This window comes from Pradoshia sp. Z4_20 (assembly GCF_058216035.1).
The window spans coordinates 1,048,862-1,065,191 of record NZ_JBZAJD010000001.1; the positions used below are offsets into that span (position 1 = coordinate 1,048,862).

Sequence of the window (16,330 nt, forward strand, 5' to 3'; positions counted from 1 at the left end):
TTTTTTGAATATTGTTGAACTGCTTACGTCCACTGTGTCGCGTTTGCCCAATCAGTCCGCTATTCATTACCGGGAACAAGTGATGACTTATCTAGAGCTGAGAGATCAAATTTTCAGTGTTGCAGCCGGGTTAAAAAATAAAGGCATTACTCAGGAGACAAAAGTAGCGTTGATGATGACCAATCGACCGGAATATATCATTACGTATTTTGCTATATTAGCAACTGGTGCAACAGTCGTACCCATTAACCCTACCTTTAAAGAAAAAGAAACAACCTATATTATTAATGATTCGGAATCGGAATATTTAATTACGGAAGTTGCTGCATCCGCTGTCATTCAAAACTCTATGAATGACTTTAAACAGATGAAAGAAATCTATTATTTTGGAGAAGAGGAAAATCATCCATTTACTGACTGGCAGGAATTGCAGTCTCTATCTCCTATCAGCAAGGTGGCCCCTGTTCATGCGGAGGATGTCGCGCAAATCATTTATACATCCGGGACAACCGGTAATCCAAAGGGAGCCATGATTACACATGCCAACTTGAATTGGATGACAATTACGGCAGCCGTCATTAATCAATTAACGCCAAAAGACAGGGTCCTTTGTGTATTGCCTCTTTTTCATGCTTATGCCAAATTACAAGGATTCCTAGCGCCGATTGCCCACGGAAGTACGATTTATTTAGAGGAACGTTTTCATCCTGTTGATACACTTGAAAAGATATCAAACTATCAAATCTCGATATTCTTGGGCGTCCCAACTATGTATGCTTTCTTTCTTCAAAATCCAGCCATTTCAGATTTAGACTTTTCTCATCTTCGGACAGCTGGTTGTGGTGGTGCGAGTTTGCCTGCTGAGATCCTCCATAAGACCAATCAATCACTTGGTGTAGAAATATCAGAAGGATATGGTCTGACAGAAAGTACAGTTATGCTAATGACCACACCTCGAGATATGGCTAAAAAATTGAATTCTGTTGGAGTGCCTATTCCTGGCGTCGATTTGAAAATTGTTGACCCGGAAGGTGAGGAAGTAGAGTCTCACGCGGTAGGGGAGATTATTTTCAGAGGACCGAACATGATGAAGGGCTACTATAAGAAGGAAGATGATACGATTAACACGATTAAAGATGGATGGTTATATACTGGTGATTTGGCCTATTATGATGAAGATGGATACCATTTTATTGTGGACCGGAAGAAGGACATGATCATCAGAGGTGGCTTTAATATTTACCCGCGTGAGTTAGAGGAAGTATTGTACACGCACCCTGATATTTTGGAGTGTTCCGTTATTGGCAGGCCTGATCCGGTCTTTGGCGAAAAAACGGTGGCCTATGTAGCAAAGAAAAAACCAGAGTTACAGGAAGAAGAGGTAGTTTCCTATTGTAAAGAGAGACTGGCAGAGTATAAGGTTCCTGATTATATTTGTTTTATTGACCAACTACCGAAATCAGGAACAGGAAAAATGCTAAAAACTGTTTTAAAAGATTACGATAAAAATACTATTAAATAATAAATGATTTCAGTGGGGCAAAATCCTGATTCTTTATGGAGAAGGATTTTGCCGATTTTTATTCCCTTCCTATATTTAGAGGAGTTTTACACGTATTTGTGGAAAACGTATATAGAATCTAAAAGGGGGAGAAAACTATAAAGCCCGTTAAAGAAATTATGAGTCCGCTCGAACATTGTTTATCACCAACGAACACATTGATGGAAGCGCTATCTATCATGTACAAGCAAAAGTGGAATACAATCCCGGTGACAAACAGTTCAGGTAAACTGATTGGCGTATTTACAAGAAGTTCATTGTACCAAATGATTCTGACTGATGTTTCAAAAGATACGACAATCAGTGAGTATATCAAAAAAGATGTAGGAACGGTTTTGGAGGATGTGAATGCTGAACTATTGGAAAAGTTAATATCAAAAAGCAGGGTTGGCACGGGGATTGTTGTGAACAAACAGGGTGCACCTGTAGGTATTTTTACAAAAACAAATGCGGTTATGAATTACGTGAGAGAAACGAAATTATTAAAAGAACAGCTTGAAAAAGTTTTACAAACATCCAATTTGGGAGCCATTATGACAGATGGAAAAAATCAAATTATCTTTGTGAATGAAAAAATCACTGAGATGATTGGAATCCCTTATTCATCACTCATCAATGAGAACCTCGAGATTTATATCCCTCAATTAGATCACTTTTCCGAGAAAATGGAAGCTCATTTTCCAATGGTTTTTCAATCCGAACATTATATGGTACGTCTGTCGAAGTATGATTTAGAAAATGGTAAACAGGGGTATATCACACTTTTTCAAAATGTATCTGAATTAGAGAATTTAACAAGAGAATTAAAATTTCAAAAGAAATGGAAAACACTTTTGCAATCAGTTATCCATAATGCTTATGATGGCCTCGTCATGATTAATGAAAACGAAGAAGTTACTTTTATCAGCCCCTCGTTAATTGAGCTGTTTGATCTTTATGATCAGCAATTGGATATGAGGGAAATCGAATCGGTTTTACCACATCTTCATTTGCCGCATGTGATGAAAACGGGTGTAGCGGAAGTAAGTGAGTTTATGCAGGTTAAAGGAATAGACTACATTGTTCACCGTATACCCGTTTATCAGGATGAGCAAATTATCGGTGCCATTGGTAAAATCGTTTATCGCCAACTGCACGAAGTCCGTGAGTTATTCAAAAGTGCAGAGATAAATGATAGGAAGAATCTGAATCCTACCAAGCTTGAGAAATCAAGATTTACTTTTGATCAAATCCTGTCACACGATAAGCAAATGGATAAGCTTATGAGGAGTGGGATGAAAGCAGCCAAGGTAAAGACCACGGTATTAATTTTTGGGGAAAGCGGAACAGGTAAAGAGTTGTTTGCCCATGCCATCCATAGTGCCAGTCCATTTGGAAAGGGTCCGTTTATTACGGTGAACTGCGCAGCTATACCAGAGCATTTATTGGAGTCAGAGTTTTTTGGATATGAAGAAGGCGCTTTTACAGGCGCTAAACATAAAGGGAAGATCGGCAAATTTGATATGGCTAATGGTGGCACACTTTTTCTCGATGAGATTGGGGATATGTCCTTACCCATTCAGGCCAAGCTGCTTCGTGTCCTGCAAGAAAGAGAGTTTTACAGAGTAGGCGGAACAGAACGGATCAGTGTAAATGTCCGAATCATTGCCGCTACCAATCGTCCCTTGGAAAAAATGGTTGCTGAAGGGGAATTTAGGGAGGATTTATTTTACCGCTTGAATGTCATATCCTTCGAGATTCCTCCGTTAAGGCGGAGAAAAAAGGATATTCTCCTCCTAAGCGAAGCTTTTATTAAAGAATTTAATAAACAAAACGGGACAAGTATTACAGGGTGGAACCCATTGTTCGAGAAAGCAATATTGGAGTATGACTGGCCCGGAAATATCCGGGAATTGCGGAATGTTTGGGAGAGAGCCATGATTTTTGCAGAGGATGGCAAAGTCGGCCTAGAGGACATTCCAGAATATATTCTGCAGAAAGTTGGCTATGATTTTTTCTTGAATGAAGAGGAGGAAGATGAAACACAGCCTTTATTAGAGAAAGCGGAGCAGATGGCCATACAAAAAGCATTGGAAATGTCAGGAGGGAATAAAAGTAAGGCCTGTCTTCTGCTTGGAATCAGCCGATCTGTATTGTATGACAAGCTAAAGAAGTATGATTGGTTACTGCCTGAATCTTCCCACTTAAAACAGCAGAAATGAAGGTGTTTGAAAATCAGACATTCTTTATGGATGGGATAAATTCTATATTTTAACAGGATATGAATTAGGTGAATTTAAGGAGGAAGCGTACATGCTTAAGGGAATTAAAGTAGTTGATTTCACCCAAAACTTGCCCGGACCCTATGCAACCCTGCGGCTGGCAGATTTAGGAGCAGAAGTCATTAAAATAGAGCCTCCAACTGGAGATCATGCGCGTATGCCATTGGAGGATGATCAAAAAGAAAATTATCTTTTCCGGTGTATGAACCGAAATAAAAATAGCTTGGCCCTAGATTTGAAAAACGAAGCGGACAAAGAATTGGCGATTGAGTTGATCCGTAATTCAGACATTTTAATTGAAAGCTACCGTCCTGGTGTAATGGCTCGCTTAGGGCTTGGATACGAAGATATAAAAGTCCTGCATCCATCGCTTATTTATTGCTCCTTATCCGGCTATGGTCAAAAAGGAACCATGCACCAACTAGGCAGCCATGATTTGAATTACATGGCTCTTAGCGGTGTATTAGCTCAGTTAAAGGATGGGAATGGCAGACCCATTCAACCGTCACTTACATTTGCTGATTTGATCGGTGGAACTTCAGCAACCGAAGCTATACTAGGTGCCCTCTTTCAAAGAGAACGATCAGGCAGTGGAAGCTATTTAGATATTGCTTTATTGGACACGACTGCTGCATTAATGAATTACCATGTGTTTATTGAATCAGCAACAGGCAGAAAAAACGGAATCCCTACTTTAAATGGTAATGTGATTTGTTATGGGATTTATGAAACCAAAGATCACAGGTATATGACGTTATGTGCGTTGGAGACAAAGTTTTGGAGAAATTTTTGCGCGGCAACAAGACAGGATGTATGGATAAATGCTCAATTTTCTAAGCCGACTAAGCAAAATGAAGTTTATCAGGAAATAGTTCAATTGTTTGCAAGTAAAACATTCGAGGAATGGATTCATTTCTCTATGGAAGTGGATTGCTGCATGGCGCCTGTCCTTGAAGCCGATGAGCTAAGCGAACATATCTATATGAAGGACAGAAATCTAATTCACGAGAAAGATTCATATCGATATATGGTGACTGGATTTCAATCAGGAGCATTTTCAAATGAAATAATCGGTACCTATCCAAAGCTTGGCCAGCATAATCGAACCTATCAAAAATAAACGCTAGTAAACTGCTGTGTATGAATACCGGCAGTTTTTTCTTTATAGATTGATAATTAGCGTATTTTGCTAGGCGCCGTTTAAACCAACCTGCTACAGCAAGCGACAATGGACGAAACGAGACACTAATGAATGGGAAGGTGTACAGATTTCATACAACCAATCTCACAATCTGGCGGAATACCCATTTAACAAGTTGGCATGATAATTGCATGTATATAGGGTGTACAGATATAAGACTATGAATAGAAAGGGAGTACAAATATGACCGGTTATTTAAAGGAAGAGCATCGTATTTTTCGTGAATCAGTTCGGAAATTTCTAGATAAGGAAGTGATTCCTTACTATCTTGATTGGGAGAAGGAGAAAAGCACACCTGGAGATTTGTGGAAAAAGTTGGGAGACCAAGGGTTTCTTGTACCGTGGGCAGATGAAAAATATGGTGGGTTTAATGCAGATTTTGCCTATTCAGTCATTCTTGCTGAGGAGTTTGAAAGAGTCGGAAGCGGAATTGGAGGATGTGTTTTACATAATGATATTGTTGTTCCATATTTATATGAATTCGGTACAGAAGAACAAAAACAAAAATGGATTCCAAAGTGCATTACGGGTGAATATTCAACGGCTATTGCAATGACTGAGCCGGGAACGGGATCAGATTTAGGGAATTTGCAGACAAGAGCTGTTAGAGATGGGGATCACTATATTATTAATGGGCAAAAAACGTTTATATCAAATGGGCTCAGGTCCGACTTAACCATCGTAGCCTGTAAAACAAATCCAGAAGCGGGACATAAAGGAATCAGTCTCATTGTAGTCGAAAAAGAAACACCTGGATTTATACGTGGTAAAAAGCTGAATAAAATCGGTCAGCTTGCGGGTGAAACGACTGAGTTAATTTTCGAGGATGCAAGAGTACCGGTTAGTAATTTATTAGGACAAGAAAATAAAGGCTTCTATTATTTGATGGCCAAACTTCAGCAGGAGCGGTTAATGTGTGCGATTCAGGCCTTAGCAGCAGCCGAGGAATCGTTAAAAATCACGATTGATTATGTCAAACAGCGGACTGCCTTTGGTAAATCAATCAGTGAATTTCAAAATACACAATTTAAGATTGCTGAAATGGCGACTGAGGTGGAGATAGGCCGTACATTTATCGACGGTTTAATCGTGAGGCATATGGAGGGTCAGGATATTGTCACCGAGGTGAGCATGGCTAAATGGTGGATAACCGATATGGCAAAGAGATTGGTCAGCCAATGTATGCAATTGCACGGTGGTTACGGTTTTATGGAAGAATATGCGATTGCGAGAAGATATCGGGATATAGCGGTCACCTCGATATATGCAGGTACAAATGAAATTATGAAGCAAATAATCGCTAAAAAAATTGGATTATAAGGGGGAGAGTTATATGAGGGAGGCCGTAATTGTTGAAGCAGTCAGAACACCGGTAGGAAAGCGTAATGGAGTATTGAGCTCCATCCGCCCGGATGATTTGCTCGCAAACGTTTTAAAAGAAGTAGTAAACAGGGCAGGTGTTTCTTCTGATTTGATTGAGGATGTCATTATTGGGTGTGTATCCCAAGTGGAAGAACAAGGGTTAAATATTGCACGTTCAGCTGCCTTGATGGCTGATTTCCCCATTAAAGTACCTGGCACGACGATTGATCGACAATGCGGTTCCAGTCAACAAGCGGTTCATTTTGCCGCACAAGCTATTTTGAGTGGAGATATGGATATCGTTATAGCGGGTGGAGTGGAGAGTATGTCACGAGTGCCGATGGGTTCAACAAGAAAGCATTCACAGCCTAGTGAACAGCTGTCTTCCCGTTATGAATTAATCAATCAAGGACTATCAGCAGAAAGAATTGCTGAGAAATGGGGCTTTAGCCGCAATCAACTTGATGAATTTTCTCTATTGAGTCATCAGAGAGCTATTCAAGCCCAAAATGAGGGGCGCTTTGATCGTGAAATCGTGCCAGTGGAAGTATTGGATGATTTGGGAGCAAAGACTTTAGTTACACAGGATGAAGGCCCACGTCGGGGAACGTCTCTTGAAAAGCTGGCCACTTTGCCTACAGTTTTTAGAGAAAATGGTGTGATACACGCTGGGAATGCCAGTCAAATGAGTGACGGAGCTGCAGCCCTGTTAATCATGTCTAAGGAGAAGGCGTTGGAATTAGGCTTAAAACCAAGATTTTCGATAATTGCCCGAACGATTGTAGGATCCGATCCAACCCTGATGTTAACTGGACCGATAGAGGCGACGAGAATGGCACTTGATAGAGCAGGACTGACGATACAGGATATGGATTTATATGAAGTCAATGAAGCCTTTGCACCAGTTCCGCTCTGTTGGAAGGAAGAACTTGAAGCAAGCATGAATAAGTTAAATGTAAACGGAGGAGCGATTGCACTCGGTCATCCTCTTGGTGCAAGTGGGGCAAGGGTCATGGTTACTTTAATGCATGAACTTGAAAGAACGGGTGGACGATATGGATTACAGGCTATTTGCGAGGGTGCCGGTATGGCCAATGCAACGATTATCAAACGAATTGAATAGAACAATCAAACAGGTATGATTGAAAACTAAAAAATGGAGGTTGGTTGTATGAAGATGCAAAATATAATTGCTGTTGTAACAGGTGGAGCTTCGGGTCTGGGAGAGGCTACAGTCAAGAATATTGTGGAAAATGGCGGGAAAGTAACGATTATCGATCGCTCGGAAGATAAAGGGTTGGCATTAGCCGAATCACTCGGTCATGAAAATGTGATCTTTGTAAAAGCGGATGTAACCAGTGAGGATGAGATTCGGACTGCCATTGAGAAAAGTGTTGAAACGTTTGGGAAAATCAATACGGTCGTCAATTGTGCAGGAATTGGAGTAGGTGAAAAAGTCGTCTCTAAGGATAAAGTTCATGATCTTGGCAGATTTAAAAAAGTGATTGAGGTCAATTTGGTTGGGACATTTAATGTAATTCGTCTGGCTGCAGAACAAATGATTAAGAATGAACCTAATGAAGAAGGGGAAAGAGGTGTTGTCATTAATACAGCTTCAGTAGCAGCTTTTGATGGACAAATTGGCCAAGCAGCCTATAGTGCTTCAAAGGGTGGAATTGTTGGCATGACCTTGCCGTTGGCAAGAGATTTAGCGAGAAGCGGAGTTCGTGTTATGACGATTGCTCCGGGTTTGATTGACACACCTTTGTTTGGGGGATTACCAGAGCAGGCCAGGATGGCTCTCGGTGCGATGGTACCATTCCCGCCAAGGCTCGGATATCCCTCAGAATATGCCATGCTCGTCAAAAGTATTATTGAAAATCCAATGCTGAATGGAGAAACAATTCGCCTGGATGGGGCAATTCGTATGCAGCCAAAATAATAGATTAAGAGGAGGTAGTGCTATGTATTCATTGCTGCGTGTTGAAAAAGAGAATAATGTCGCAACGGTCGTTATTAATAATCCACCGATGAATGTTCTGAGTGAACTACTGGCAAGTGAGCTTTGTGATGCCTTTACTGAACTGAGAGATGACAATTCAGTGGTCACGGTTATTTTAACAGGGGAAGGAGACCGGGCATTTATGGCGGGAGCAGATATTAAGGAGTTCCCCAACATGATTAACCAAAGCACCGAAGCCAAAGTACAGCCCAGTAAGAAAAATGAGGTTTTTCAATTGATATCCGATTTTCCGAAGCCTACTATTGCCTATTTAAATGGAATAACACTGGGCGGTGGGTTTGAACTTGCACTTGTATGTGATCTGCGTATTGCCAAGGAGACGGCCCAACTTGGCTTGCCTGAAGTGAAGCTCGGCCTATTTCCAGGTGGAGGGGGAACGCAAAGGCTGCCCCGTTTAATTGGTTCAGCTAAAGCAAAAGAGCTGATGTTTACCGGTGATTCGATAACGGCTGAAGAAGCGCTGAAGCTCGGGATCATTAATCAAATTGCTACAGAAGAAGAAGAGATTGAAGCTGCCCGAAAACTGGCCCGAAAAATAAGCAGGCATTCTCTTCAGGCTTTAAGAAGAATCAAGCAGGCAGTCAATGAGGGAACAGACGGCCATTTACAGGATGGGCTCGAATTGGAATCAAACCTGTTCCAGGAAATCTTTACAACGGAGGATATGAAAGAGGGAGTCACTGCATTCCTTGAAAAACGCCGTCCGGTATTTACTCATCAATAAGCATTTACGTGTTTGCTATTGGGAAGAAGTCTGGGGGAATCATCTGTATGAACTATGTTGAATGGAAACGGGTCGGTGTGGAGGGGCAAATAGCCGAAATACGATTAAATAGACCCAAAGCGCTTAATGCCTTTGATACAGAGATGGCTAAAGAAATTCTTGCTGTGACTCAAATCATTTCTGAAAGTGAAGCAAGAGCGGTTTTAATCACATCGTCCAATAAGAAAGCTTTTTGTACGGGAGCAGATTTGAAGGAGCGCAATGAGCTGAATGAGGAAGAGTGGAAAAATCAGCACCAGCTATTTCGGGAAATGTTCACTGCTATAGCATCTCTTAAGCAACCGGTTATCGCGGTAGTGGATGGGTATGCATTGGCTGGAGGTTTTGAACTCGTTTTGAATTGTGATTTTTTATTTGCAGCAGATACAGCGCAGTTTGGATTGCCAGAAGTGACACGTGGAATTATGCCTGGTTGTGGCGGGACGAGATTGCTGTCAAAGCGAATACCGGTTCACCGTGCAAAGGAATGGATATGTACAGGACGGATTATGTCGGCATTGGAAGCGGACATGGATGGATTATTGAACAGGATGACCAGTTCCGCTGAATTATATGAATCAGCACTCGAATTTGCTGGGGGTATTGCCCGAAATGCCCCTATAGCTGTCCAGCAAGCAAAAGCAGCAACAGATTCCTTGGTTGTATTAAAGAATAATGAAGCAAAAATTGTAGAACAAGAGTACTATAACCGATGTTTATCAACCTCGGATCGACTTGAGGGAGTGAGAGCATTCGTCGAGAAACGATCCCCTAAGTTTATCGGTAAGTAAAATCAGGAGAGCCGGCCATTATTCAAATATGCTTCCGGGAGGCTCTCTTTAACCAAAGATTAATAAATTATATAAATAGGAGCACTTATTCTAAATTTTTATCTTGGTTAGAGGTGTTAAGTAAACAATAGATGATTGGAGGTGAGGTTAGTGAAATCTGTTCCCCTGGAAGAAACAGTCCAATTTAATAAAGAGTTACGTCACAGTGTGCGTAAAGTATGTCAACGATTCTCCGGCTCTTATTGGAGAGAGTTAGACATGAGAAATGCATACCCTGAAGAGTTTGTAACTGAAATAACAAGAAATGGTTTTCTTTCAGCTTTGATTCCAGAGGAGTTTGGTGGATCTGGATTAGGGATTGCGGAGGCTTCTATTATTCTTGAAGAAATTAATCGAAGTGGAGGCAATGCTGGTGCTTGTCACGCTCAAATGTACATAATGGGGACGTTAGCCCGGCATGGAAACCAGCGACAAAAGTCAAACTATTTACCTCGTATTGCTGACGGTTCATTACGATTGCAGGCTTTTGGAGTGACAGAACCAACGACAGGTACCGATACTACTAAATTACAGACTTTTGCAGAAAGAAGAGGAAATCATTATATCGTGAATGGCCAGAAAGTATTTATTTCAAGAACAGAGCATTCTGATTTAATGATGCTGCTTGTGAGGACTACACCGGTCAGTCAAATTAAGAAAAAAACGGAAGGTTTATCTGTCCTGCTTGTTGATTTGAAGGAAGCAATAAACAATGGTATTACCATCCGTCCCATTCAGACGATGATGAACCATTCTACCACTGAATTATTTATCGAAAATTTAAAGGTACCAGCCGAAAATTTGATTGGTGAAGAAGGAAAAGGTTTTTCCTATATTTTAGATGGTATGAATGCAGAACGAATATTAATTGCGGCCGAATGTATAGGGGATGGACGATGGTTTATAGAGAAAGCAACTCAATATGCAAACGAAAGAGTCGTTTTTGATCGGCAAATTGGGGAAAATCAAGGAATTCAATTCCCGTTGGCGAAGGCACATATCCAAATAGAGGCAGCGGACTTAATGCGTAAGGAGGCATCAAGGCTATTTGATCTAGGTATAAAATGTGGGGCTGAGGCGAATATGTCAAAATTGCTTGCCGCTGATGCGTCTTGGGATGCTGCTAACACAGCACTGCAAACGTTTGGAGGATTTGGTTTTGCGGCTGAATATGATGTAGAAAGGAAATTCAGAGAAACACGCCTTTATCAAGTGGCACCAATTTCAACCAACATGATTCTTTCTTATGTAGCGGAGCATGTCTTAGGTTTGCCTAAGTCTTACTAGTATGATACTCAAGGTTGATGGGAGGATGTAGTATGAGAAATGCGGTGATTGTTGAGGCTGTTCGGACGGCGGTTGGCAAGATAGGCGGATCGTTAAAAAATGAGGAAGTGGATTATCTTGCTTCTGCCACCATAAACGGATTGATTGAACGCACAGGAGTACAGAAAGATGAGATTGATGAAGTCATTATCGGTCAGGCGAAACAAAGCACAGATCAGCCAAACCTGGCAAGATTAGCTTTATTGCGTGCCGGACTTGCAATAGAAACACCGGGTTATACGGTCCATCGCCAATGCGGATCAGGAGTGCAGGCTATTCATAATGGTGTCCAGCAAATCATGTGCGGTTTATCGGACATAGTAATTGCCGGTGGTGCTGAAAGTATGAGTCAGGCACCATTCTATTTACGTAATGCTCGTTATGGGTTTGGCACAGGTAATACGGAAATCCTTGATTCCAATACGGAAAGTCAGCCGCGTGCACAACCAATCGAGACATACGGTCATTTAACCATGGGGATGACAGCAGAAAACCTTGCCGAAAAATATTCAATCACCAGAGAAGAGCAGGATGAATATGCGCTTTTAAGTCAAGAAAAGGCTGAACGTGCTATTTCTTCTGGCCTGTTTAATGATCAGATCATTCCATATCAGATAAAGACGAAGAAAGGGACAGAAATATTTAAAGTGGATGAACATCCAAGAAAAACGAGTATGGAGCAATTGGCGCGGCTTAAACCTGTTTTTAAGAAAAATGGGACTGTAACGGCAGGGAATTCAAGCGGACGGAATGATGGCGCGGGGTTGGTTATGCTAATGGCAGAAGAAACAGCTATTCAAAAGGGCTATAAATGTAAAGCAAAAATCATTGCTCAGGCAGTTGCCGGTGTTTCTCCAGATATTATGGGAATCGGTCCTGCACCAGCTACGAGAAAAGCACTGAAGCTAGCCGGATTGAAGTTAGAGGATATAGGGCTGATAGAATTAAACGAAGCATTCGCTGCTCAAACCTTAGCTGTGATTAAAGAAATGGATTTGGATACGAAACGATTGAATGTAAATGGCGGAGCGATTGCGCTTGGCCATCCAATCGGAGGTACTGGAGGTATTTTAATGACCAAGCTTATTCATGAAATGGAGCGCAGGGGAGAAAAATATGGATTGGTCACCTTTTGCATCGGCGGAGGTTTGGGAATATCCTCCATTATTGAGAATCTCCAGGTTTAGGCCATGCAAGAGAAGAAAGAGTTGGATTTGGATCTTTACCGTTCACGTATCGTCACTGCAGAAAAAGCAATCTCTCTTATAGACTCCTCTCACAATGTCTTTTTGCCACCTTTTTGTAATGAACCGCAACAGCTGGTAAAGGAACTTATTCGGCAAAAGGAACGGTTTCATTTATTAAATTTATACACTTGTATTGTTGGAAGTCCCTGCTTGTATGCTGAATCGGAGGGGAATCCTCATTTTTTTATCAGGACATTCCTTGGATCTTCATTATTAAAGGGAGTTTTTCATGCAGGAAATGGTGATTATATACCTTTGAATTTATCCGAGTTACCGGTATGGGTGGAAACAAATAAAATTGATTTTGCCATGATTCAGGTTACTCCTCCCAATCAAAATGGTTATTGTAATATGGGAATCTCAGTCGATATTATCCATTCACTTAGTAAACATGCTGGTAAAGTCATTGCTCAGGTCAATAGCAATCTTCCCAGGACATTTGGGGATTCAGAAATTCATGTATCAGAGATTGATTATTTTGTTGAATCAAATGATAGTTTATTGACGATTTCATCTGGATTTCCAAACAAAATAGAAGAGGCAATCGGTAAAAATGTTGCACAATTAATCCCTGATTATGCAACGATTCAAGTTGGGATAGGTAGAATTGCAGATGCCGTTCTTTTGGCCCTTAAGGAAAAGAAGGGATTGGGTGTTCATTCCGGTACTATAACAGACGGTGTCATGGAAATGATGAAGCGAGGAGTTATTACTAATGAAAGAAAAGAAGTGATGACTGGTAAAACGGTTTGTACCACTTTAACTGGAAGTCAGCAGTTATATAGCTTCGCCAACCTCAATAAGGATATTTGCTTATACCCAGCAGATTTTACACATAATAGCTTACAAATTTCAAAGATTACGGATTTCTATTCAATTAACTCAGCTTTGGAAGTCGATTTGACAGGACAAATAAATGCTGAGCAAATTGGCAATTATCCATTAGCTGGAGTTGGCGGCCAAATGGATTTTATTCGTGGGGCCAGACTTTCAAAAGGTGGAAAAGCTATTATTGCCCTTCCAGCGACTGCAATGGGAGGTACTAGGTCGAGAATAAAAAATACTGTATCTTCTGTTACATCCTTAAAATCAGAGATTGATTATATTGTGACAGAGTACGGAATTGCTTCCTTGTTTGGCAAATCACTTAAAGAACGAAGACAGCAAATGCTGAACATCGTACACCCGAATTTCAGAGAAAGTTTAAGTGCTAATCTTACATCACAGTTGTAGCAATAATCTTTTTTACATGGAGGGGTTTAGGTGTCAATCAAGGTGAAACAGGATCAGATAAAAAGGGCAAGACGGCCATTTTTTACTGATGAACATGAAATGTTCAGGAAATCACTCGTGAGTTTTTTACAAAAAGAAGCTGTTCCCTATTTTGAAACATGGGAAGAGGAGAGATTGATCCCTCGATCCCTTTGGGAGAAGATGGGTGAACAAGGTTTTATTTGCCCGTGGGTCAGTGTGGAGTATGGCGGAATGGGTACTGATTTTGGCTTTGCTATTATTTTAAGTGAAGAATTAGCAAAAATAGGAGCTGGTTTGACGGGCATAGGAACTCACAGCAATATCATTGTTCCTTATTTACATACATTTGGCAATGAGGAACAAAAGCATAGATTTTTGAAAAAATGCGTTAAAGGGGAACTGATTACTTCGATTGCAATGACAGAACCAGGGGCTGGATCAGATTTGGCAAGCATCCAAACGACGGCTATCCGTAAAGGTAATCAGTATATATTAAATGGTCAGAAAACATTTATTACAAATGGAATCCATTCTGATTTGATAATTGTTGCCTGTAAAACGGATCCAAAAGCTGAACCAAGACATAAAGGAATCAGTCTTATATTAGTTGAACGAGATACCCCAGGGTTTACGCGTGGGAGGAAGTTAAATAAGGTGGGAATGCACAGCCAGGATACGAGTGGGCTAATATTTGAAGATTGTATAGTGCCAGTCTCAAATCGATTAGGAGAAGAAGGAAAAGGCTTCCGCTATATGATGATGAATCTTCAGGAGGAACGGCTCTTATGCGCAACAAATGCGGTCGTAGTTGCTGAAGATATGCTTCAATTAACCATACAATATGTAAAAGAGAGAGATGCCTTTGGAAAGCCAATCAGCCAATTTCAGAACACTCAATTTACGCTGGCCGAAATTGCTACAGAAATAAAGTTTGGTCGGACTTTTGTCGATGATTTAATCAAAAAACATATTGATGGAAAAGAAATTGTGAAGGAAGTAAGTATGGCTAAACGGTGGACGACAGAGATGGCAAAACGTGTCTCCACCCAATGTATGCAGCTTCATGGCGGTTATGGCTATATGGAGGAATACAAAATTGCCAGACGGTATAGAGATATACCAGTCACATCCATTTTTGCAGGCTCGAATGAAATTATGAAGGTCATTATCTCTAAACAATTGGGACTCACTTGAAAGCTGGATAGATCAAATTAAAAAGAAGAGAAGGGAGAGAACGAGTTTGGACTTTACCTTATCAGATGAAACGATAAAAATGAAAAAGATGATCAAACATTTCATTGATGAAAGGGTCGATCCGAAAGCAGACTTAATCGAGAAAAATGATCATATACCTGAGGACATCATGCAGCTAAGCAGGGACATGGGTCTATTTGGTTTGAGTATTCCGGAAGGCTATGGCGGACTTGGCCTCGATATGGTTGGAAAATGTGCCATATATGAGGAGCTTGGCCGTACGCATAATGGCTATACGACCATCATTGGAGCACATACCGGTATTGGCTCTGTTGGGGTTGTTGAGATGGGAAATGATAGACAGAAGCAAAAATATTTACCCAAAATGGCAACTGGAGAATTAATTGGTGCATTTGCTTTAACAGAGCCTGAAGCTGGCTCAAATGCTGCTGCGATTAGAACGAGAGCCGTTCGAAAAGGAGACAGCTATCTTCTAAATGGGTCCAAGCACTATATAACAAATGCATCAATTGCCGGTTTATTTACCGTGATGGCTGTGACCAATCCGGCTGCAGGTCCTAAAGGAATTACTTCCTTTTTGATTGAAAAGGGTACAAAAGGAATGATTATTGGGAAAAAGGAAGAAAAAATGGGCTTGAGAGGCTCTCATTCTTTCGAAATCTTTTTTGAAGACTGCGAGGTTCCGGCAGATCATATTCTGGGGCAAGAAGGAATGGGATATGTGAATGCTCTAAAGATTCTAGCTAATGGCCGCGTAGGTCTGGCCGCTAGGAATCTTGGATCCTGTCAAAAATTATTGGAATTATCGGTCCAATATGCATTTGAACGGCACCAATTCGGAAAGCCGATTTTTGAACAGCAAATCATCCAGCACTATTTGGCTGATATGGCCTTGGACATTGAATCGCTCCGTGCATTAACCTATAAGGTTGCCTGGATGGTAGACCAAGGAAAGAATGTTGTTAAAGAAGCGGCTATGTCTAAATTGCTAGGTTCAGAAATATTTAATCGAGTAGCTGATAAAGCCGTTCAGATTCATGGAGGCCTAGGATATATGAAAGGATATCCAATCGAGCGATTTTATCGTGATGCAAGAATCACCAAAATTTATGAAGGTACTTCAGAAATCCAGAAAAATATCATTGCTGCTCAAATAAAGAAAGATTTCTATAATCATTCACAAATGATGTATACATAATTCTTATTAAGACAGACAGGCATTGATATCAAAATAAAAATGGGCAGGATTCCAACGGATGAGTGGAATCTATTTTTTTGCTTTGAGGT

13 protein-coding genes are annotated in these 16,330 nt (G+C 40.8%); all 13 read left to right on the forward strand.

Annotated elements, in window-relative coordinates; all coding sequences use genetic code 11:
- Nucleotides 1-4: 4 nt before the first annotated feature.
- The 13 genes from AC4BHP_RS05050 (at nucleotide 5) to AC4BHP_RS05110 (ending at nucleotide 16,241) form a co-directional block, all read left to right on the forward strand.
- Entirely contained in the window at nucleotides 5-1,522 is a 1,518-nt protein-coding gene (locus AC4BHP_RS05050) for a class I adenylate-forming enzyme family protein (protein WP_140461523.1), read from the forward strand.
- A gap of 158 nt (nucleotides 1,523-1,680) precedes the next feature.
- Nucleotides 1,681-3,762, forward strand: a complete 2,082-nt coding sequence (locus AC4BHP_RS05055) for a sigma 54-interacting transcriptional regulator (RefSeq protein WP_490551492.1) — start codon at nucleotides 1,681-1,683, stop codon at nucleotides 3,760-3,762.
- A gap of 91 nt (nucleotides 3,763-3,853) precedes the next feature.
- Entirely contained in the window at nucleotides 3,854-4,942 is a 1,089-nt protein-coding gene (locus AC4BHP_RS05060; protein WP_066103489.1) for a CaiB/BaiF CoA transferase family protein, read from the forward strand.
- Between the two features lie 264 nt (nucleotides 4,943-5,206).
- Nucleotides 5,207-6,343, forward strand: a complete 1,137-nt coding sequence (locus tag AC4BHP_RS05065) for an acyl-CoA dehydrogenase family protein (protein ID WP_066103491.1) — start codon at nucleotides 5,207-5,209, stop codon at nucleotides 6,341-6,343.
- A gap of 13 nt (nucleotides 6,344-6,356) precedes the next feature.
- Nucleotides 6,357-7,508 carry a thiolase family protein gene (locus AC4BHP_RS05070; protein ID WP_139891864.1) on the forward strand — a complete coding sequence of 384 codons (1,152 nt, stop codon included), beginning with the start codon at nucleotides 6,357-6,359 and terminating at the stop codon, nucleotides 7,506-7,508.
- 48 nt (nucleotides 7,509-7,556) lie between these two features.
- Nucleotides 7,557-8,327 (forward strand): 3-hydroxyacyl-CoA dehydrogenase, encoded by a 771-nt coding sequence (locus AC4BHP_RS05075; protein WP_066103494.1) that lies wholly within the window; start codon nucleotides 7,557-7,559, stop codon nucleotides 8,325-8,327.
- Nucleotides 8,328-8,349: 22 nt separating this feature from the next.
- Nucleotides 8,350-9,132: an enoyl-CoA hydratase/isomerase family protein gene (locus AC4BHP_RS05080; RefSeq protein ID WP_066103496.1), complete on the forward strand. Its 783-nt coding sequence runs from the start codon at nucleotides 8,350-8,352 to the stop codon at nucleotides 9,130-9,132.
- Nucleotides 9,133-9,179: 47 nt separating this feature from the next.
- A complete protein-coding gene (locus AC4BHP_RS05085) occupies nucleotides 9,180-9,962 on the forward strand; it encodes an enoyl-CoA hydratase/isomerase family protein (RefSeq protein WP_066103498.1) in 783 nt (260 codons plus the stop codon).
- A 150-nt stretch (nucleotides 9,963-10,112) separates the two neighbouring features.
- A complete protein-coding gene (locus AC4BHP_RS05090) occupies nucleotides 10,113-11,288 on the forward strand; it encodes an acyl-CoA dehydrogenase family protein (RefSeq protein ID WP_066103500.1) in 1,176 nt (391 codons plus the stop codon).
- 32 nt (nucleotides 11,289-11,320) lie between these two features.
- A complete protein-coding gene (locus AC4BHP_RS05095; protein WP_490551496.1) occupies nucleotides 11,321-12,514 on the forward strand; it encodes a thiolase family protein in 1,194 nt (397 codons plus the stop codon).
- Nucleotides 12,515-12,517: 3 nt separating this feature from the next.
- Nucleotides 12,518-13,807, forward strand: a complete 1,290-nt coding sequence (locus AC4BHP_RS05100; protein WP_490551499.1) for an acetyl-CoA hydrolase/transferase family protein — start codon at nucleotides 12,518-12,520, stop codon at nucleotides 13,805-13,807.
- A gap of 36 nt (nucleotides 13,808-13,843) precedes the next feature.
- Nucleotides 13,844-15,022 (forward strand): acyl-CoA dehydrogenase family protein, encoded by a 1,179-nt coding sequence (locus AC4BHP_RS05105; RefSeq protein WP_490551664.1) that lies wholly within the window; start codon nucleotides 13,844-13,846, stop codon nucleotides 15,020-15,022.
- 46 nt (nucleotides 15,023-15,068) lie between these two features.
- Nucleotides 15,069-16,241 (forward strand): acyl-CoA dehydrogenase family protein, encoded by a 1,173-nt coding sequence (locus AC4BHP_RS05110; RefSeq protein WP_490551501.1) that lies wholly within the window; start codon nucleotides 15,069-15,071, stop codon nucleotides 16,239-16,241.
- Nucleotides 16,242-16,330 lie beyond the last annotated feature (89 nt).